The sequence below is a fragment of the Nitrosomonas sp. Nm84 genome (genome assembly GCF_003201565.1).
Taxonomy (GTDB): Bacteria; Pseudomonadota; Gammaproteobacteria; order Burkholderiales; family Nitrosomonadaceae; genus Nitrosomonas.
In genome coordinates, this window is sequence record NZ_QJJP01000003.1 from 31,615 (window position 1) to 55,256 (window position 23,642).

Genomic DNA, 23,642 nt, shown 5'->3' on the forward strand with positions numbered 1-23,642 from the left:
CAACGGCTCGCTACGCAAAATCCACCGTGACATTCTGCCCCACCAGCAATACCGCGTCGTCATGGGTGTACACATGATAATAACCAGAGCCGCGAGGGCCGCCGTCGACCCAGCCGTCGTCCTGGATAGTAATGTGATCTCCCGCATTGCCATTGACTCTGAGCGTATTACTGGTGTCTGATAGATCTAGGAGATTTGTTGCGGTTAGCGTCAACGCATTGTCGCCCCTGCCATATAAACAGATGGTTTCGATGCCGTGGATTCTGTTACCGAAATTTGCCAAGTCCAGATTCAGATCCTTGCCATCCAGGTGCAAGGTGTCGTTGCCGCTGCCGCCGTCAACCGAGCCAAAACCAAGATCCGCCACCTGGATATAATCATCACCGGCACCGCCACGAAACATATCCGCGCCGCCACGACCGATCATTTTGTCGTTGCCGTCGCCTGCTTCGAAGATTTCTGCTGCAGAAGCACCCTTGAGGACATCATTCCCGGGCGTACCCGCAATGACATTGCCACCGCTGCCACCACCAAAATCACGACCGCCGAAAATGACGTAACTTGAGCCGGAACCAGCACCGTTTGGGCTAGCACTAGGCGCACCGATCATCAAATCGTCAAAACCGTCGCCGTTAACATCTCCGGCACCGCTGACTGAACTACCCGACTCATCCAGCGCCGCCACACCATCCAGACGAATGCCGTTATTACCATCGAGGCTGGATAAATTCATCGCGGCAGAAAAACCGGAAGCGCGCCCAAATACCACGTAACTGGAACCGGAGTAATCACCGTTCGGATCAGCCCACTTGGCACCGACAATCACATCATCGAATCTGTCGCCATTGACATCCCCGGCACCACTGACTGAATAACCCGACAGGTCATGCGCCGTCACGCCATCCAGGCGAAACCCGTTATTGCCGTCGAGGCTGGACAAATTCAACATCGCATCAAAACCCGAAGCGCGCCCAAATATCACATAACTCGAGCCTGAATCTATCGAACCGCCCCTGGGCGTACCAACGATCAAATCAGCAAGCCCGTCGCCATTGACATCACCCGCGCCACTAACTGATCTACTCGCTCCATCCAAGCGAAAACCGTTGCTACCATCAAGACTGGATAAATCCATTACAGCAGAAAAACCGGCAGCTTTGCCAAACACAACATAGCTGGAGCCACCACCATTAACAATCACGTCATCAAAGTCATCGCCGTTGACATCCCCGGCATTACTGACCGAACCACCAGAAAGATCACCTGCCGCCACTCCATCCAGACGGAAACCATCGTTGCCATCAAGACTGGATAAATCCATGACAGCATCAAAACCGGATGGCTTGCCGAATACCACATAACTGGAACCCGAGCGATCGCCATTCGAGCCAGCATTAGAATCGCCGACTATCACATCATCGAAGCCATCGCCATTGACATCTCCGGCGCCGCTGACTGGAACGGATTGGCTTCCAGCTACATCCAGATGAAATCCGTTGCTACCATCAAGGCTAAATAAATCTATGACAGCATCAAAACCGGAAGCCCGTCCAAATACTACGAAACCATCACCATCGCTGATCGGGATGCCATAGTAATCAGAAGTGCCAGAAACACCAAAGATCAAATCATCCAAACCGTCGCCATTGATGTCTCCTGCAGTGCTAACCGTGCCACCTTCGTCTAGGCGAAAGCCGCTAGTTCCATCGAGACTGGATAAATCCATTGCAGCATCAAAACCGGCAGCCCGCCCAAACACTACGTAACTGTGGCCATAATAACTTGAAGCACCAACAATCACATCATCAAAGCCGTCACCATTCACGTCCCCTGCATTGCTGACCGATGAACCTGAACGATCAAGCGCATATCCATCCAGGCGAAAACCATTGCTGCCATTGAGATCAGCCAGGTTGATGCCGGGCTTCAACGAATCCGTGCTCACAGCCGTATTTATCCGCAGCACCGTTCCGTGGTTGGTAAAAATACGATAATTGCCATCGATACCGCCATCTGTCCAACCATCCATGAGCCCGAAAACGCGGTCTCCCGCATCGCCATTCACGGTGAAAATATCAGTCGTGCCTGACAAACTGAGCAAATCCGGCAACGTGAGCGTCAATATATTATTACCATTGCCGGTCAGATCGATCGTTTCGATGCCGACAATCCTGTCGCGGAAATTGGCCAGATCCGGATTAATGTCGCTATCCATCAATTCCAGCGTGTCAGTGCCGGTGCCGCCATTTATTATTTGAAAGTCAAGATCGGGCACTCCGATGACATCATTACCACTACCACCATGGAAAATATCCGCTCCGCCACGACCGGTCATGCGGTCGTTGCCACCGCCTGCCTCGAAGCGTTCTGCTAAAGGAGTGCCCGTGAGATCATCATCGCCGGACGTTCCCACGATATCAAATCCCGCACGGCCAAAGTTGCGGCTGCCAAAGATGACATAACTGGAACCGGAACCATCGCCATTCAGACTGGCATAATCCTGGCCAACCAGCAAATCGTCAAAACCGTCACCGTTGACATCTCCGGCACCAGCGCTGATCGATCTGCCACCGGTATTAAAATCCGTCACACCATCGAGGCGTACACCGTTATTGCCATCGAGAACGGATAAATCCAGCGTGGCGTCAAACCCCGAGGCTTTACCAAACACCACGTAACTAGGAGCGCTCAGACCACCACCGCTAGAACTTATCAGAACATCAGCAAAACCGTCGCCATTAACGTCTCCCGCACTGCTGACTCGATTGCCCACTCCGCCGCCATATGCGCCGTCCAGGCGAAAACCGTTGCTACCGTCAAGACTGGCCAAATTCAGTATGGCGTCAAAACCTGATGCCTTACCAAACACCACGTAACTGGAACCGGAATAGCTGTCGCTCAGATCGGCACCAGGAGCACCAATAATTACATCACCAAAGCCATCGCCATTGATATCTCCCGCATTGCTCACCGAACTGCCCGAATAGTCATCTCTTGCCGCTCCATTCAGACGAAAGCCATTGTTGCCGTCAAGGCTGGATAAATTGATCGCCGCATCAAAACCCGAAGCGCGCCCAAACACCACGTAACTGGAACCGGATCGATCACCATTCGGATCAGCAAGAGAATCCCCTATAATCACATCAGCAAAGCCATCGCCGTTGATATCCCCGGCATTACTGACTGAGATTCTCGTACCAGCATAGGCTGTTTCCCCATCCAGGCGAAAACCGTTGCTGCCATCCAGACTGGATAAATCCAGTGCTGCATCAAACCCAGAGGCTTTACCAAACACCACGAAGCTGGCACCGAAGGAGTTGTAGTTCAAGCCCGCATAATAAGTGCTGATCATTACATCATCGAAACCATCCCCATTGACATCTCCGGCGCTACTGACCGATCTGCCCGTATTGAATGCTTCTGCTCCACCATCCAGGCGAAAACCATTGCTGCCATCGAGAGCAGATAAATCCATCGCGGCATCAAAGCCGGAAGCCTGCCCAAATACCACGTAACCGGAATTAGCCCCATAGGCACCGACTATCAAATCACCGAATCCATCACCATTGACATCCCCTGCATCGCTGACCGGTGCAAGCGAAAGATTAGACGCTTCCCCATACAGGTGGAAACCGTTGCCACCATCAAGACTGGATAAATCCATTGCCGCATCAAAACCGGAAGCGCGCCCAAATACCACATAGCTGATACCACTCGGGGCAGCGCCAGGAGCACCAATAATTACATCATCAAAGCCATCGCCGTTGACATCGCCTGCGGTACTGACTGACCTGCCCGAAAGATCATACATCTCCCCATCCATGCGAAAACCGTTACTACCATCGAGGCTGGACAGGCTGAACACTCCACCGAGCAACGGTGGATCCGTACTCACCGCCACATTAATCTGCAGCATCGTCTGACCACTATTGGTATAGGTGTGATAACCACCATCGATACCGCCATCTATCCAGCCACCGCCGCGTATCACCACGCGATCTCCTGCATCGCCATTGACTTTCAGCGTCCTGTCCGACACCTCAAGCAAATTCGTCAGAGTCAACGTTAGCGTATCGTCATCGCCGCCGGTCAGATCGATGACGTCGATACCGTCGATTTTGTTATGAACATTGGCCAGATCCAGATCGATGCTCCCACTGGTCAACTCCAAGGTGTCGGTACCGGAACCGCCATCCAGTGTCTGAAAGGTGAGATCGGGCACGCGGATGACATCATCACCATCCCCTCCCAAAAATACATCCGCCCCGCCGCCACCTGTCATCGTATCGTTGCCATCGCCCACCTCGAAACGCTCATCCGCCGAGGTGCCGGTGAAATTGTCATCCCCGGGTGTACCTACAAAAGTTCTTGTGCCTCTAAAATTGCTACTGCCAAATACCACATAACTGGAGCCAGAAGCGTTACCGTTCGGATCAGCAGATGAATCACCCATCAGTAAATCATCCAGCCCATCGCCATTCACATCTCCGGCGCCGCTGACCAAACTGCTTCCATCCAGGCGAACACCGGTGCTGCTGTCAAGAGCGAATATATTCATCACAGCATCGAAACCGGAGGCCTTACCAAACACCACATAACTGAAACCAGAGGAAGTAACATTTGGATCAATGGAGCTAACACCAATGATCACATCATCAAAACCATCGCCATTGACATCGCCAGCGCCGCTGACTGATCTGCCCAAAGAATTTAACGCTTCTCCACCATCCACGCGAAAACCGTTGTTGCCATCCAGACTGGATAAATCTATCGAAGCATCAAATCCTGAAGCGCGCCCAAATACTACGAAGCTGGCACCGGAATCATGACCACTTCGGCTATCTCCGGGAGCGCCGATGATCACATCGCCGAAGCCATCGCCATTGACATCGCCCGCATCGCTGACTCCAAGTTTCCCACCATGCAAATTGGCATCCGCTCCTGTCAGGCGAAAGCCGTTACTACCGTCAAGATTAGATAGATTTACCGCAGCACCAAAATCGAAAGCATGCCCAAATATCACGTAACTCTCGGTACTTCGTATGGCGCCTCTATTGTTAGATGGAAAAACGATGCCGACAATCGCGTCATCATAACCGTCGCCGTTTATGTCGCCCGCGCTGCTGACCGAAGTCGTAACAGCATTATAGGTACCAACATCCAGGCGAAAACCGTTGCTGCCATTGAGGTCGGAAAGATTCATCGAAGCGCTGAATCCGGAAGCTTTACCAAACACCACATAATCAACGGTGACCGGAGAAGAATAGTCATCGTTGCGACCACTGCTGCTGATAATCACATCACCCAAGCCATCCCCATTGATGTCTCCTGTGCCGCTAGCAGATTGACCCCTAACAATGTCATCCAGACGAAAACCATTGTTGCCATCGAGACTGGATAAATCCATCGCAGCGTCAAAACCGGATGCGCGCCCAAATACCACATAACTCGAGCCTGAGTAACTGCCGTTTAGATCTGTATAAGGCGCACCCATAATCAAATCATCAAAACCATCGCCGTTGACATCTCCAGCATTGCTGACCGAAGCGCCCAAACTATCAAACTCATTTGCTCCATCCAAACGGAAGCCGCTGCTGCCGTCAAGGATGGATAAATCCATGGCGGCATCAAAACCGGATGCACGCCCGAATACCACGTAGCTGGATCCAGAGCTATTACCGTTCGGGTCAGAACCGCGAGCACCGACAATCACATCATCAAAGCCGTCGCCGTTGACGTCTCCGGCATTGCTGACCGCATAACCCGAAAAATCTTCTGCTGCCACACCATCCAGACGAAAACCATTACTGCCATCGAGACTGGATAGATTGATACTGTTAATAATTGCCATGATCAAATCTCCTTATGAATTTCAATCCGGCAGCTTTAGGAATACCGCAAGTGCCGCTGATGTAGCTTTCCGCTACGCAAAATCCACCGTGACATTCTGCCCCACCAGCAACACCGCGTCGTCATGGGTGTACACATGATAATAACCGGAGCCGCGGGGGCCGCCGTCGATCCAGCCGTCGTCCAGGACAGTAATGTGATCTCCCGCATTACCATTGACTCTCAAGGTATTGGTGGTATCCGACAGGTCTAGGAGATTTGTTGCGGTTAGGGTCAACGTATTATCGCCCTTGCCATACAAGCAGATGGTTTCGATACCGTGGATTTTGTTGCCGAGATTTGCCAAATCCAGATTCAGATCCTTGCCGTCCAGGTGCAATGTGTCGTTGCCGCTGCCGCCGTCAACCGAGCCAAAACCGAGATTCGCCACCTGAATATAATCATCGCCGGCACCGCCATGAAACACATCCGCGCCGCCACGGCCGATCATTTTGTCATTGCCGTCGCCTGCTTCGAAGATTTCTGCTGCCGAAGTACCCTTGAGGACATCATTCCCGGGCGTGCCCGCAATGACATTGTCACCACCGCTACCGCCAAAGTCGCTGCGGCCAAAAATGACGTAGCTGGAACCGGAGAAATCGCCGTTCGAATCAGCACGAGGAGCACCAACCAGCAAATCGTCAAAACCATCGCCGTTGACATCCCCGGCGTTGCTCACAGAAGTACCCGACTCTTCATCTGCTGCCCCATCCAGGCGGATACCATTTTTGCCGTCCAGACTGGATAAGTCCATCACAGCATCAGAATCGGAAGCACGCCCAAATACCACGTAACTGGAACCAGATTGATCGCCGTTTGAGCCAGCACCACGAGCACCGACGATTAAATCATCAAAACCATCACCGTTGATGTCTCCGGCGCTGCTAACTGAACTTCCCGAACCATCATCCTCCATCTCTCCATCCAGGCGAAAACCATTGTTGCCATCAAGGCTGGATAAATCCAAATCAGCAGTGAAACCAGAAGCCTTGCCAAACACTACATAGCTGACACCTGAAAAATAGAGATTACCTCCCGAATAACTCCCAACAATTAAATCACCAAAACCGTCACCATTGATATCTCCCGCGTCACTGACTTCAAGTCCTCCGTTGTATACACTAAAATTCGCACCTGCCAGGCGGAATCCGTCACTGCCATCAAGATTGGATAAATTCAACGCGGGGTCAAAACCAGAATCCTTGCCGAATACCACATAACTTGCAGCGTCTCTTGTAAAATATCCCTCAGGCGATGGGAAATCGATACCGACAATTAGATCATCAAAACCATCGCCGTTGACATCACCCGCACTGCTGACCGAATTAGTGGAAGCGACAGAAGTGTTGGCATCCAAATGAAAGCCGTTGCTGCCGTCGAGGTCAGAAAGATTCATTGCAGCACTGAATCCGGAGGCCTTACCAAACACCACATAGTCAACAGTAACCGGAGAAGAATAGTCGTCATTGCGATCCCTACTGCCGATAATCACATCGTCAAAGCCATCACCATTGATATCACCGGCACCACTGACTGCATTACCCGAAACATCCTTTGACGCTGCCCCATCCAACCGGAAACCGTTACTGCCGTCGAGGCTTGATAAATCCATCTCCGCATCAAAACCGGTAGTCTTGCCAAATACCACATAGCTGGAACCAGAGTTGTCGCCATTCGTATCAGCCCCAAGAGCACCGATAATCACATCATCGAACCCGTCACCATTAACGTCCCCGGCACTACTTACTGCACATCCCGAATAATCACCCGCCGTTTCACCATCCAGACGAAAACCGTTGTTGCCGTCGAGACTGGATAAATCCAATGCAGCATCAAAACCGGAAGCGTGCCCGAACACCACATAACTGGAACCGGCGGGGTCAGCAAAAAGAGCACCGACAATCACATCATCAAAGCCGTCACCATTGACATCTCCGGCACTGCTAACCGAGCTGCCCGAATTATCCTCGCTCTTTGTTCCATCCAGACGAAAACCGTTACTGCCATCGAGACTGGATAGATCGATACTGTTAATAATTGCCATGATCAAATCTCCTTATAGAATAAATAGGCCGGGCTGCTTTAGAAATACCGCAAGCGCCGCTGATGCAACTTCCCGCTACACAAAATCCATCGTGATATTCTGCCCAACCAGCAACACCGCGTCGTCATGGGTGTACACATGGTAATAACCGGAGCCGCGTGGACCGCCGTCTACCCAGCCGTCGTCCTGGATAGCAATGTGATCTCCCGCATTGCCATTGACTCTCAAAGTATTGGTGGTATCCGACAGGTCTAGGAGATTTGTTGCGGTTAGCGTCAGCGCATTGTCGCCCCTGCCATATAAACAGATGGTTTCGATGCCGTGGGTTTCGATGCCGTGGATTTTGTTACCGAAATTTGCCAAGTCCAGATTCAGGTCCTTGCCGTCCAGGTGTAACGTGTCGTTGCCGCTGCCGCCGTCAACCGAGCCAAAACCAAGATCCGCCACCTGGATGTAATCATCGCCGGCACCGCCATGAAACACATCCGCGCCACCACGTCCGATCATTTTGTCGTTGCCATCGCCTGCTTCAAAAATATCCGCTGCTGATGTGCCTTTGAGAACATCATCCCCTGGCGTGCCCGCAATCACATTGCCGCCGTTGCCACCGCCAAAATCGCGGCTGCCGAAGATGACGTAGCTGGAGCCGTAGTTATAATAATTTTGACCGTTTGCATCAGCATAAGGCGCACCCACAATCAAATCATCAAAACCATCGCCGTTGACGTCCCCAGCACCGCTGACCGAATAGCCCGATTGGTCATACACCGTCACGCCATCCAGGCGGATACCGTTAATACCATCAAGGCTGGATAAATCCATCGCAGCATCAAAACCGGAAGCCTTGCCAAACACGACGTAACTGGAACCAGAGCTGTAGCCGTTCGGATCGGCGTTGAAAGCACCGACGAGCACATCATCAAAGCCGTCGCCATTGACATCTCCGGCACTGCTAACCGATCCACCCGAATAGTCATACGCCGCGACACCATTTAGGCAGAAACCATTGCTGCCATCGAGGCTGGATAGATTCAACGTCGCATCAAAACCAGAAGCGCGCCCAAATACCACATAACTCGAACCTGAAAATTGTGGATCGGCGTTGCCAGCACCGACAATTACATCAGCAAATCCGTCGCCATTGACATCCCCGGCACTGCTGACCGATCTACCCGAATAGTCCCTCTCCGTCGCCCCATCCAGACGGAAACCATTATTACCATCCAGATTGGATAAGTCCATCGTGGCGTCAAACCCCGAAGTGCGCCCAAATATCACATAGCTGGAACCGGAATCATCACCATTCGGATCAGCGCCGAAGGCACCGATAATCACATCATAAAATCCATCGCCATTGACGTCGCCGGCACTGCTGACCGATGCGCCTGATATGTCACCTGCCATTGCCCCATCCAGACGAAAACCATTGCTGCCATCGAGGCTGGATAGATTCAACGTCGCATTAAAACCCGAAGCGCGCCCAAACACCACATAACTGGAACCGGAATTACTGCCATTCGAGTCAGCATAGGGAGCGCCGATAAGCAAATCATCAAATCCATCGCCATTGACATCGCCGACACTGCTGACCGATCTGCCTGACCGGTCATATGCGGTCACGCCATCCAGACGAAAACCATTGTTGCCGTCGAGACTGGATAGATTCAACGTCGCATTAAAACCCGAAGCGCGCCCAAACACCACATAACTGGAACCAGAATCACTGCCATTCGAGTCAGCAAAGCGAGTGCCGATAAGCAAATCATCAAATCCATCGCCATCGACATCGCCTGCGCCGCTGACTGAATTGCTGCCATAAAAGCTAAAACCGTTGCTGCCATCAAGGCTGGTTAGGTTTATTGTGGCTTCAAATCCTGAAGCTTTGCCAAACACTACGTAACCGGCACCAAAGGAATTGTTAGCACCGCGAGCGCTAACGATCACATCATCGAATCCGTCACCATTCACGTCTCCCGCATTGCTGACCGACGAGCCCGTCTTGTCAAGCATCGTCACGCCATCCAGGCGAAAACCATTGCTACCATTGAGGTCGGCCAAGTTAATGCCGGGTTTCAACGAATCCGTACTCACAGCCGTATCGATCCGCAGCACCGCTGCGTGATTGGTGAAAATACGATAATTGCCATCGATACCGCCATCTGTCCAACCATCCATGAGCCCGAAAACGCGATCTCCCGAATTACCATTCACGGTAAAAGTATCGGTGGTGTCTGACAAGCTGAGCAAATCCGGCAATGTGAGCATCAATGTATTATCACCGCTGCCGGTCAGATCGATCGTTTCGATGCCAACGATCCTGTCGCTAAAGTTGGCCAGATTCGTGTTGATACCACTACCCATCAATTCCAGGGTATCGCTACCCATCCCACCATCTATTATTTGGAAGTCGAGATCGGACACCCCGATGACATCGTCGCCATTGCCGCCACGGAAAATGTCCGCCCCGCCACGGCCGGTCATGCGATCGTTGCCGTCGCCTGCTTCGAAGCGTTCTGCCAAAGGAGTGCCCATGAGGTCATCATCGCCGGACGTTCCCACGATGTCAGATCCCGCACGGCCAAAATCGCGGCTGCCGAAGATGACATAGCTGGAACCGGATTCATCGCCATTCGGACGGGCATAAATCTGGCTAGCAAGCAAATCAGCAAAACCATCACTGTTGACATCGCCAGCACCGCTAATTAATCTGCCAGAGATATTAGAATACGTCGCACCATCAATGCGTACACCGTTATTGCCATCAAGCTCAGATAAATCCAGCACGGCGTCAAAACCGGAAGCTCGGCCAAATACTACGTAGCCGCCATACGAAGTGCCGACAATTACATCATCAAAGCCATCGCCATCGACATCTCCTGCACTGCTGACTGAAACACCCGCTTTATCGTCACGTATACCATCCAGGCGAAAACCGTTGCTACCGTCGAGACTGGTTAAATTCAGCGTAGCGTCAAAACCTGATGCCTTACCAAATACCACGTAACTGGAGCCGGAGTAATCGCCGCTTGAGTCAGCTCTAAACGCACCGACAATCACATCATCATAGCCATCGCCATTGACATCGCCTGCACCGCTTACCGAAAAGCCCGAATAGTCATCTCTTGCCGCTCCATTCAGACGAAAGCCATTGTTGCCGTCAAGGCTGGATAAATTGATCGCCGCATCAAAACCCGAAGCGCGCCCAAACACCACGTAACCAAAGCCGGAATAAGTGCCGTTCGGGTCAGCGCCAGGTGCACCAATAATTACATCATCAAATCCGTCGCCATTGATATCGCCTGCTTTGCTGACTGACAATCCCGAGTGATCATACTTTTCTCCATCCAGGCGGAAACCGTTACTGCCATCGAGGTTGGATAAATCCATGGCCGCATCAAAACCGGAAGCGCGTCCGAATACTACATAACTGGAGCCGGAATTCTCGCCATTCGGCTCAGCGCCAGGTGCACCAATAATTACATCACCGAACCCGTCGCCATTGACATCGCCTGCCCGGCTGACCGATCTACCCGTATTGAATGCTCCTGCTCCGCCATCCAGACGGAAACCATTGCTGCCATCAAGACTGGATAAATCCATCGCCGCATCAAAACCCGAAGCGCGCCCAAATACCACGTAACCGGAATTAGCCCCATAGGCACCGACTATCAAATCAGCAAAACCGTCACCATTGACATCGCCCGCATTACTGACTGGCGAGCCCGAACGATCAGACGCTTCCCCATCCAGGCGAAAACCGTTGCTACCATCAAGACTGGATAAATCCATGGCCGCATCAAAACCCGAAGCACGACCAAATACTACGTAACTGGAGCCGGAATAATTGCCGTTCGGGTCAGCGCCAGGTGCACCAATAATTACATCATCAAAGCCATCGCCATTGACATCGCCTGCGTCGCTGACTGACGATCCCGAACGATCATACTTTTCTCCATCCAAGCGAAAACCATTGCTGCCATTGAGATTGACCAAACTGAATACTCCACCGAAAACTGGCTGGTCTGTGTTCACTGCCACATCAATCTGTAGCACCGTGCTATCGCGATTGGTATAGGTGTGATAGTCGCCATCGATACCGCCGTCCAGCCAGCCACCGCCGCGTATCACCACACGATCTCCTGCATCGCCATCGATTTTTAGCGCCCCGTTCACCTCGAGCAAATTTGCCAAGGTCAGCGTTAGTGTATTATCACCGCTGCCAGTCAGATCGATGGTATCGATACCGTCGATCTTGTCATGGAAATTGGCCAAATCCAGATCGATGCCGCTGCCGATTAATTCCAGCGTATCGATGCCTAAACCGCCATCCAGTGTTTCAAAGGCAAGATCAGGCACGCGAATAACATCATCACCATCCCCTCCCAGAAATACATCCGCTCCGCCACCACCAGTCATGACATCATTGCCGCCACCCGCTTTGAAACGCTCACCGGCCGGGGTGCCAGTGAAATTGTCATCGCCATCAGTACCTACATAAGTCACGATACCGTCAAAGTGACGATTGCCAAAAACGATATAACTGGAACCCGCAAAATCCTTTCCATTGGGACTGGCAGATGAATTACCCACCAGTAGATCATCCATTCCATCGCCATTCACATCTCCGGCGCGGCTGACTGAACTACCCCCATCCAAGCGAACACCAGTACTACTGTCAAGGGCGAATATATCCATCGCAGCATCGAAACCGGAAGCTTTACCGAACACGACATAACTGAAACCAGAGTAATCCGCGTTTGGATCAATGGAGCTAACATTAATGATCACATCATCAAAACCATCGCCATTGACATCGCCAGCGCCGCTGACTGATCTGCCCAAAGAATTTAACGCTTCTCCACCATCCACGCGAAAACCGTTGTTGCCATCCAGACTGGATAAATCTATCGAAGCATCGAATCCTGAAGCGCGCCCGAAGACTACGTAGCTGGAACCAGAATAATAGTCATTGCGACTACTTTCGGGGGCACCAATGATCACATCGCCGAAGCCATCGCCATTGACATCGCCCGCATCGCTGACTTCAAGCGCCCCACCAAACCAACCAACACCCGCCCCTACCAAAACAAAACCGTCGTTGCCATTTAAATTGGACAAATTTACCGCGGCATCAAAACCAGTGCCCTGTCCGAATACCACATAACTCTCGGTATCCAGATGGCCATCAAAGCCCGAGAGAGAAACAACGCCGACAATCGCATCATCATAGCCGTCGCCGTTCATGTCGCCCGCGCTGCTGACCGAAGTAGCACCAGCGCTATAGATATTGGTATTGACATCCAGGCGAAAACCGTTGTTGCCATCGAGGTCGGCAAGATTCATCGAAGCGCTGAACCCGGAAGCTTTACCATACACCACATAATCAACGGTGATCGGAGAAGGATAAGTTCCGCCGCCGCCGATAATCACATCATCAAAGCCATCCCCATTGATATCGCCGACACTGCTGACTGGTCCACCCGCTCCTTCCAGATGAAAACCATTGTTGCCATCGAGACTGGATAAATCTATCGTCGCATCAAAACCGGAAGCCTTGCCAAACACGACATAGCTGCCATTAACTATCACATCATCAAAACCATCGCCATTGACATCGCCCGCGCTGCTGATCGATCTACTCGCTCCATCCAAACGAAAACCATTGCTGCCATCGAGGCTGGATAAATCCATGGCAATACCAAAACCAGCAGCCTTGCCGAATACCACGTAGCTGGAGCCAGAACGATCACCGTTCGGGTAAGCACCGCGAGCACCGATAATCACATCATCAAAGCCGTCGCCGTTGACATCCCCGGCATTGCTGACCGAAGAGCCAGAAAGATCTCCTGCTGCCACACCATCCAGGCGAAAACCGTTACTGCCATCGAGACTGGATAAATTGATACTGTTAATAATTGCCATGATCAAATCTCCCTATGAATTTCAATCCGGCAGCTTTAGGAATACCGCAAGCGCCGCTGCTGCAACTTTTCGCTATGCAAAATCCACCGTCACATTCTGCCCCACCAGCAACACCGCGTCGTCATGGGTGTATACGTGGTAATAACCGGAGCCGCGGGGGCCGCCGTCGACCCAGCCATCGTCCTGGACAGTAATGTGATCTCCCGCATTGCCATTGACTCTGAGCGTATTGGTGGTATCCGACAGGTTAAGCACGCCATTTGCGGTTAGGGTCAACTCATTATCGCCCCTGCCATACAGACAGATGGTTTCGATGCCGTGGATTTTGTCGCCGAGATTTGCCAAGTCCAGATTCAGGTCCTTGCCGTCCAGGTGCAACGTGTCGTTGCCGCTGCCGCCGTCAACCGAGCCAAAACCAAGATCCGCCACCTGAATGTAATCATCACCGGCACCGCCATGAAACACATCCGCGCCGCTACGTCCGATCATTTTGTCATTGCCGTCGCCCGCTTCAAAAATATCCGCTGCTGAGGTGCCCTTGAGGACATCATTCCCAGGCGTGCCCGCAATCACATTGCCGCCGCTGCCACCGCCAAAATCGCTGCGGCCAAAAATAACATAACTGGAACCGGAATCCTTACCGTTCGAATCAACGCGAGGAGCACCAACCAGCAAATCATCAAATCCGTCACGGTTGACATCGCCTGCGCTGCTGACCGATTTGCCCGAGTAGTCATCACGCGCCACGCCATCCAGACGGATACCGTTAGTGCCATCGAGGCTGGATAAATTCATTGCAGCACTAAAACCGGAAGCTTTGCCAAACACCACATAACTAGAACCGGAGTCGCGAGCGGTGTAGCCATTCGAGTCGGCAGCGTAAGCACCGACAATCACATCGTCAAAGCCGTCACCGTTGATATCACCGGCGCTACTGACCGAACTACCCAAAGAATCGTTACTTGCCACGCCATCCAAACGAAAACCATTGCTACCATCCAGGCTGGATAGGTCAATCTGTGCATCGAATCGGGTTGCTTTGCCAAACACCACGTAGCTGGAGCCTGAACCGTAGCCGTTCGGGCCAGCACTCTTTGCGCCGATAATCATATCAGCAAAGCCGTCGCCGTTGACGTCACCTGCACTACTGACTGAATACCCAGAAACATCCTGCTCTGTCACTCCATCCAGGCGAAAGCCATTACTGCCATCGAGATTGGATAAATTCATCGCAGCATCAAAACCCGAGGCGCGCCCAAATACTATGTAACTGGAGCCAGAGCCAAGGCCGTTCGGGTCAGCATAGCGGGCGCCAACAAGCACATCATCAAAGCCATCACCATTGATATCTCCGGCACTACTAACCGCACTGCCCGACTGGTTATACGCCGCTGCTCCATCCAGGCGGAAACCGTTATTACCATCGAGACTGGATAAATTCATTGCCGCATCAAAACCGCTCGCTTTACCAAATACCACATAACTGGAGCCAGATTCTCTGCCATTCGGCTCAGCGCGGTCAGCGCCAACAATCACATCATCAAAGCCATCGCCGTTGACATCGCCTGCACTGCTGACCGATCGACCGGAATAGTCAAACTTCGTCGCTCCATCCAAACGGAAACCGTTACTACCATCGAGGCTGGACAGATCCAACGCGGCATCAAAACCGGCGGCCTTGCCGAATACCACATAACTGGAGCCGGATTCATCACCGCTCGAATCGGCACTAGCATCACCGACAATCACATCATCAAAACCATCGCTGTTGACATCCCCGGCATTACTGACGTTGAATCCTCCCCCTGCTCCATCCAGACGGAACCCATTGTTGCCGTTCAAACTGGATAAATCCGTCGCAGCACTAAATCCCGAAGCGTGCCCGAATACCACACCGCTAGCAGCGCCAGCATTGACGATCACATCATCAAACCCATCACCATTGACGTCCCCGGCACCGCTGACCGAAGAACTTGATCCATCATACTCAGCCCCATCCAGACGAAAACCATTGCTGCCGTCAAGACCAGCCAAATTGATCACACCCGCTATCGGTACGTCTGTGTGCACAGCCCTATCTATCCGCAGCGTCGTCCCGCTATTGGTAAAAATACGATAATTGCCATCAATGCCGTCATCCGTCCAGCCGTCACTGAGTCCTACAACACTATCTCCTCCGTTGCCATTCACGGTAAAAGTATCGGTGGTATCGGACAAACTGAGCAAGTCCGGCAACGTGAGCATTAATGCATTGTCACCGCTGCCGGTCAAATCAATCGTTTCGATGCCATCGATGGTGTCGTGAAAGTCGGCTAGATCCAATTTAAGGTCGCTTCCCGTCAATGCCAGCGTGTCGACGCCAATCCCACCATCTATCTGTTGAAAGTTGAGATCCGGCACCGCAGTGGTATCGTCACCGTCACCGCCATGGAATATGTCCGCGCCGCCAAGGCCGCTCATGCGATCATTGCCGTCACCCGCCTCGAAGCGTTCTGCTAAGATCGTACCCGTGAGGTTATCATTTCCGGATGTGCCCTGATATACTGCCTCACCAGTAATGAATTTGCCGCCAAATACTACGTAACTAATACCGATAGAATCACCGATAATCAGATCATCGAAGCCATCGCTGTTAACGTCACCGGCGCTGCTGACCGCATAGCCAAAAAAACCACTCTCTCCCCTTCCGTCAAGACGAAAGCCATCATTGCCGTCCAAGCTGGATAAGTTCATCGTGGCATTAAAACCGGAAGCCTTACCAAACACCACGTAACTGGCGCCGATATGCAATTCGCCATTCGGATGAGCTTCAGGCGCACCGACAAGCACATCATCAAACCCATCGCCGTTGACATCCCCTGCACTGCTGACCGATCTGCCTGACCGGTCACCCGCCTCAACCCCATCCAGACGGAAACCGTTAGTGCCATCCAAACCGGATAAATTCATCGTGGCATCAAAACCGGAAGCACGCCCAAATACCACGTAACTGGAACCGGAGTAACCGGTATAGCTACCGTCCGGATCAGCACCAAAAGCACCGATAATCACATCACCAAAGCCATCGCCATTGACATCCCCTGCGTTGCTGACCGAGCGACCCGACCAATCGCCTTCCGCCACGCCGTCCAGACGAAAACCGTTAGTACCATCCAGACTGGATACATTCATCACAGCATCAAAACCACCTGCTTTACCAAACACCACGTAACTGGAGCCGGATACCTCGCCGTTCGGCTCAGCGCGGTAAGCACCAACAAGCACATCATCAAAACCATCGCCATTGACATCGCCTGCACTGCTAACCGAACTGCCAGAAAGATCAAATTCCGCCGCTCCATCCAAACGGAAACCGTTATTGCCGTCGAGACCGGATAAATTCATCGTAGCACTAAAGCCCGAAGCCTTGCCAAACACCACGTAACTAGTGCCTGCAGTACCGACAATTACATCATCAAATCCGTCACCATTGACGTCTCCTGCACCACTCACTAAAAAGTCTATACCTCCAGCATCCAGACGAAACCCATTGCTGTCATCCAGGCTAGATAAATCGATATCAGCAGTAAAACCGGTATCCCGGCCAAACACCACGTAACTGGCCCCCGCATGGTCTTGTGGATTACCATACTCATCATGAACTCCCTTGGCGCCAATAATGACATCACCAAAGCCATCGCCATTGATGTCCCCGGCATCGCTGACGAAAAATGGGAGCAAATTGGAGTTTGGTGCATCAAGACGGAATCCGTTACTGCCATCAAGGTTCGATAAATTGATGTCAGCAGCAAAACCGGAATCCTGTCCAAACACCACGTAACTGGAGCCAAAATTGCCCGCGTACCAAGATTCAAAAAAAGCACCGACCATCACATCATCAAAACCATCCCCATTGATATCCCCTGCACTGCTAACTGACCTACCCGAATACTGCCCATCCAAACGAAACCCATTGCTACCATTCAAAATAGATACGTTAATAATTGATATTGCCATGATCAAATCTCCTTATGAATTTCAATCCGGCTGCTTTAGAAATAACGCAAGTGCCGCTGATGCAACTTTCCGTTACGCAAAATCCACCGTCACATTGTGCCCCACCAGCAACACCGCGTCGTCATGGGTGTACACATGGTAATAACCGGAGCCGCGAGGGCCGCCATCGACCCAGCCATCGTCCTGGATAGTAATATGATCTCCCGCATTACCATTGACTCTGAGCGTATTGGTGGTGTCTGATAGGTCTAGGAGATTTGTTGCGGTTAGGGTCAATGTATTATCGCCCTTGCCATACAAGCAGATGGTTTCGATGCCGTGGATTTTGTTGCCAAGATTTGCCAAGTCCAGATTCAGATCCTTGCCGTCCAGGTGCAACGTGTCGTTGCCGCTGCCGCCGTCAACCGAGCCAAAGCCAAGATCCGCCACCTGGATGTAATCATCGCCGGCACCGCCATGAAACACATCCGCGCCACCACGTCCGATCATTTTGTCATTGCCGTCACCCGCTTCGAAGATTTCTGCTGCCGAAGTGCCGGTGAGCTTGTCATTTCCGGGCGTGCCTGCAATGGCATTGCCACCACCGCCACTGCCAAAATCACGGCTGCCGAAAATGACATAACTAGTCCCTCTAGCACCGATCAACAGATCGCCAAACCCATCACCGTTGACATCTCCGGCACTGCTGACTGATCTGCCCAAACCACCGAAAGAATGCGGATTTTCTTCATCCAGGCGAAAACCGCTTTTACTATCCAGATTGGATAAATCGATATGTGCATCGAATCCTGAAGCTTTACCAAATACCACGTAGCTGGAACCGGAAGAATGATTATCATGGGGAGCACCGATAATCACATCATCAAATCCATCTCCGTTGACATCTCCGGCACTGCTGACTGAGTTGCCAAAGCTACCGCCTGAGTTTACAGCTTCCAGAGTAAAACCGTTATGACCATCGAGGCTGGGCAGATCCAATGTGGCAGCAAACCCCGAAACCTTGCCAAACACGACGTAACCAGCTCCGACGAAAAAATCATTTGTGATAGCGCTAGCAGCATAAGGCGCGCCGATGATCAGATCATCTAAGCCATCGCCATTCACATCTCCGGCGCTGCTGACTGATTGACCCGATCCGCTATACGCTCCTCCGTTCAGACGAAAGCCATTACTGCCATCAAGACTGGATACATCCAGTGTGGCGCCAAAACCTGAGGTCTTGCCAAACACCACATAACTGGACCCATCCGCGCCATAGTTATCGCGGTATTCAGAAAAGGGGGCGCCCACAATTACATCGTCTAAGCCATCGCCATTTACATCTCCGGCGCTGTTGACTGACCAGCCAAGACCAGCTTGTGACAAGAGTCCGTTTCTCATACTAAAACCGTTATCGCCAACAAGATCGGACACATTCAATGTCGCAGCAAAGCCCGAAGCCTTGCCGAATACCACATAACTAGCGCCGGACCCAACCGCAAAAGGAGCACCGACAATCACATCGTCAAAACCATCACCATTGATATCACCGGCACTGCTGACAGAGTTGCCGAACTCATCAAAGTCGCTGTCGCTATCCAATCGAAAACCGTTATGACCATCCAAACTGGACAAATCGATCTGCGCATTGAATCCGGATGCTTTGCCAAATACTACGTAACTCTCGTTAGCATAAGGAAAACCGACAATCACATCGTCGAAGCCATCACCATTCACATCTCCAGCATTGCCAACCGTCTCACCCGGATTCAGCCTAAAGCCATTGCTGCCATCCAAGCTGGATAAATTGATATGAGCATCGAATCCGGATGCCTTGCCAAACACCACATAACTACTGTCACTACTATCATTTGAGTTAACTATCACATCATCGAAGCCATCGCCGTTGACATCGCCGGCACTGCTGACTGAAATATATATATTGCTGTCACTATCCAAGCGGAAACCATTACTACCATCAAGATTGGATAAATTAAAAACTGGAACACTCATGATTATTCTCCTCTAGCATCATCTTTGAATTGCTACTGTATTAAAAGTGAAATGCAACTCTCGCGTTATGCAAAATCCACCGTGACATTCTGTCCCACCAACAACACCGCGTCGTCATGGGTATACACATGGTAATAACCGGAACCGCGGGGACCGCCGTCGACCCAGCCGGCGTCCTGGATAGTAATGTGATCTCCCGCATTGCCATTGACTCTGAGCGTATTGGTGGTGTCTGATAGGTCTAGGAGATTTGTTGCGGTTAGGGTCAATGTATTATCGCCCTTGCCATACAAGCAGATGGTTTCGATGCCGTGGATTTTGTTGCCAAGATTTGCCAAGTCCAGATTCAGATCCTTGCCGTCCAGGTGCAACGTGTCGTTGCCGCTGCCGCCGTCAACCGAGCCAAAGCCAAGATCCGCCACCTGAATATAATCATCCCCGGCACCGCCATGAAACACATCCGCGCCACCGCGACCAGTCATCCGATCATTGCCGTCTCCGGCTTCAAAGATATCTGCCGCCAAAGTACCTTTGAGAACATCATCCCCGGGCGTACCCGCAATCACATTGCTACCGCCACCACCACCAAAGTCGCTGCGGCCAAAGATGACGTAGCCGGCGCCGAGGCCTCTGTCATTGATGCGAGCATCAGGTGCGCCAACAATTAAATCATCAAATCCATCGCCATTGATGTCTCCAGCACCGCTGACCGGCGAACCCGAATAATCAACCGCTGCCGCGCCGTCCAGGCGAAAACCGCTGCTGCTATCCAGGCTGGATAAATCCACCGTAGCATCAAAACCACCGGCCTTACCAAACACCACATAACTTGATCCTGCTCTAACATTGCCATCCGGATCGGCATAAGGGGCACCGATAATCACATCATCAAACCCGTCGCCATTGACATCCCCGGCACTACTGACTGAGATGCCCGCACCATCATAGGTTGTTTCTCCATCCAGGCGAAAACCATTTGTACCGTCAAGACTGGATAAATTCAGCATAGCGCTAAAATCCGATGCCTTACCAAACACCACATAGCTAGAACCCGATCTGTCGCCATTCGAATCAGCACGAGGTGCACCAATAATCAGGTCACCAAAACCATCGCCATTGACATCCCCGGCATCGCTGACTGAAGCGCCTGAAAGATCAAGTTCTGCCGCCCCATCCAGCCGGAAGCCGTTGCTACCATCCAGACTGGATAGATCCAGTGCAGCGGCAAAACCGGAAACCTTGCCAAACACCACAAAACTGGAACCAGTTCCATGATTAGCGCTAGGCGCACCGACGAACAAATCATCCAATCCATCATCGTTAACGTCCCCTGCGCTGCTGACGGCACCCGTAAGGTTAAACGATGCCGTTCCATCCAGGCGGAAACCATTGCTGCCATTGAGAGTGGACAGCTCCAGCGTCGCATCAAAACCGGAATTCTTGCCGAATACCACGTAACCAGAACCGAAGTAGTTGCCGTTTGTGTCAGCACCATGAGCACCAACAATCACATCATCAAAGCCATCGCCATTGATATCCCCTGCACTGCTGACTGTAAAGCTCGCCGATTCATCTCTCGCCGCTGCGATCAGACGAAAACCATTGTCGCCATCGAGAGTGGATAAATTCAGTTCAGCATCAAAACCGGAAGCTCGTCCAAACACTACGTAGCTAATGCGATCAGCCCCACTATAGCTATAATTAGAAGCACCAATAATCACATCATCAAAGCCATCACCGTTGACATCACCGGCATTGTTCACCCTAAACGGGAATAAATCATATTCACCACTAATAAGATGAAAACCGTTATTGCCGTCGAGGTTGGATACATCCAATACAGCATCAAAACCTGATGCCTTGCCAAACACCACATAACTCGAAGAAGCACCGAAATGGTACGGATAACCACCTTCACCTATAGCACCAACTATCACATCATCAAAGCCATCGCCATTGATATCCCCTGCACTGACTGAAGAACCCAATCCACCATATGTCTGCGTTATACGCTCATCCAAACGAAAACCATTGCTGCCGTCGAGGCTGGATAAATTAATGCTATTGATTGCCATGATCAGAATCCCCTGTAAAAATGGCTCGATAAGCCTGATTAAAGAACGAAGTACCGGAAATCGCCATCGCGCGATTCCATCAGATGATTCGATACTACGCCAGAAAAATCCTACTTACAATCGTGCCTAACACGTATTTGTTGTGTACTCAATCAAGTTGCAATCGATGCATTTGCTCCTGGCAGCGGTCATCCGCTTTGTCCAAGCGTTTCATGGAATTAGCAGGAATATTTTTTGTGGATGACGTAGTGTTGCAACAATCTGGATTTTTTAAAGATGTCCTTGTTATTCTCTTGTGTTAGTATCCCGAAAATTATTGTTCAGGGGTTTTCTTGTGCGTTTATTTCTTACTACCTTGCTTTTAACCTATCTACTTACTGCGTGCGGTCTTAAAGGGCCGCTCTATATGCCGCCACCGGCTGATGCAGCCAAGCCCGCATCATCTGATGAAGTCGAAAAGAAATGAGCGGCTTTCCGGAATTTGGCTACCGCAATCATGAACTCTTTGTAGAATCGGTCTCTTTACAACAGATCGCCGATGAATTCGGTACGCCGTGCTTTGTTTACTCACGCGCCGCCTTAACCAAGACTTATCAGGAATTCGACGCCGCTTTTGCCAAGCGGGATCATTTAATTTGTTACGCAGTAAAAGCCAATTCCAATATCGCCATACTCAATCTATTCGCGCAACTTGGCAGCGGTTTCGATATCGTGTCGGGCGGTGAGCTGCAACGCGTTATCAAGGCGGGCGGCGATCCGCGAAAAATCGTTTTTTCCGGCGTTGGTAAAAATGCGCATGAAATGCGCATGGCATTACATGCCGGTATTCTGTGTTTTAATGTGGAATCTGAAGCTGAGTTGGTCACTTTGAATCGGGTCGCAAAAGAATTGGGCAAGATTGCACCCGTCAGCTTGCGCGTCAACCCGGATGTGGATGCAAAAACCCACCCCTACATTTCAACCGGCCTGAAAGAAAACAAGTTTGGTGTTCCGGCCAGTGAAGCTGAAAGAATCTATCAATCCGCGCACTTGTATCCTTCTATCCGGTTCACTGGATTGGATTGCCATATTGGCTCCCAACTGACAGAACTCGAGCCATTCATGCAAGCAAGTAACAAAATGCTCAATTTGCTGGACACCTTGCAATCACAAGGGCTGGAAATTGAGCATTTGGATCTGGGTGGCGGATTAGGCATTCGCTATACTAATGAAACGCCGCCGTCCATCAAGGATTATGTCGCCGCGCTATGTGCCAGTACCGATCAAGTCAAGCAGCGTCTGCTCATTGAGCCGGGCCGATCCTTGGTGGGTAATTCAGGCATTCTGCTCATGCGCGTTGAATACCTCAAACACACGTCCGCACGCAACTTTGCCATTGTCGACGCGGCAATGAATGATCTGATGCGCCCGGCGCTCTACGATGCCTATCACGACATTATTCCGGTTAATAACAATAATGGGGATATGAAAAGTTATCAGGTTGTCGGCCCCGTGTGCGAAACCGGCGACTTTCTCGGTCATGATCGCAAGCTGGGTCTGACCGATGGGGATTTATTGGCGGTCATGTCAGCCGGTGCCTATGGCATGAGCATGAGTTCCAATTACAATACCCGGCCACGCGCAATAGAAGTCATGGTAGATGGGGACACAGTGCATGTCATCCGGCAACGTGAAACCATCGATCAACTCATCGCCGGCGAACAAATTTTGTCTTAATTTAGCGG

Annotated in this window: 8 protein-coding genes; 2 read left to right on the forward strand and 6 right to left on the reverse strand. The window is 51.4% G+C overall.

Annotated elements, in window-relative coordinates; all coding sequences use genetic code 11:
• Positions 1–10: 10 nt before the first annotated feature.
• From C8R34_RS02570 to C8R34_RS02595, 6 genes are all read right to left on the reverse strand, one after another.
• Positions 11–5,851, reverse strand: a complete 5,841-nt coding sequence (locus C8R34_RS02570; RefSeq protein WP_110337547.1) for an FG-GAP repeat protein — start codon at positions 5,849–5,851, stop codon at positions 11–13.
• 72 nt (positions 5,852–5,923) lie between these two features.
• Positions 5,924–7,933, reverse strand: coding sequence for an integrin alpha (locus tag C8R34_RS02575; protein ID WP_110337549.1), 2,010 nt, complete (start codon positions 7,931–7,933; stop codon positions 5,924–5,926).
• 75 nt (positions 7,934–8,008) lie between these two features.
• Entirely contained in the window at positions 8,009–13,855 is a 5,847-nt protein-coding gene (locus tag C8R34_RS02580) for an integrin alpha (protein ID WP_110337551.1), read from the reverse strand.
• A 72-nt stretch (positions 13,856–13,927) separates the two neighbouring features.
• Positions 13,928–17,851: an FG-GAP repeat protein gene (locus tag C8R34_RS02585; RefSeq protein WP_110337553.1), complete on the reverse strand. Its 3,924-nt coding sequence runs from the start codon at positions 17,849–17,851 to the stop codon at positions 13,928–13,930.
• Between the two features lie 72 nt (positions 17,852–17,923).
• Positions 17,924–19,843: an integrin alpha gene (locus C8R34_RS02590; protein ID WP_110337555.1), complete on the reverse strand. Its 1,920-nt coding sequence runs from the start codon at positions 19,841–19,843 to the stop codon at positions 17,924–17,926.
• Between the two features lie 65 nt (positions 19,844–19,908).
• Complete coding sequence (locus C8R34_RS02595) at positions 19,909–21,918, reverse strand: FG-GAP repeat protein (RefSeq protein ID WP_110337557.1); 2,010 nt, start codon at positions 21,916–21,918, stop codon at positions 19,909–19,911.
• 334 nt (positions 21,919–22,252) lie between these two features.
• Between C8R34_RS02595 and C8R34_RS02600 the strand changes: the two genes are divergently transcribed.
• The gene (locus C8R34_RS02600) at positions 22,253–22,384 is read left to right on the forward strand and encodes a lipoprotein (protein ID WP_110337752.1); all 132 of its coding nucleotides are present in this window, start codon (positions 22,253–22,255) and stop codon (positions 22,382–22,384) included.
• Positions 22,381–23,634, forward strand: coding sequence for a diaminopimelate decarboxylase (lysA, locus tag C8R34_RS02605; RefSeq protein ID WP_110337559.1), 1,254 nt, complete (start codon positions 22,381–22,383; stop codon positions 23,632–23,634). Before C8R34_RS02600 ends, lysA begins: the two co-directional genes overlap by 4 nt.
• Positions 23,635–23,642: the final 8 nt, after the last annotated feature.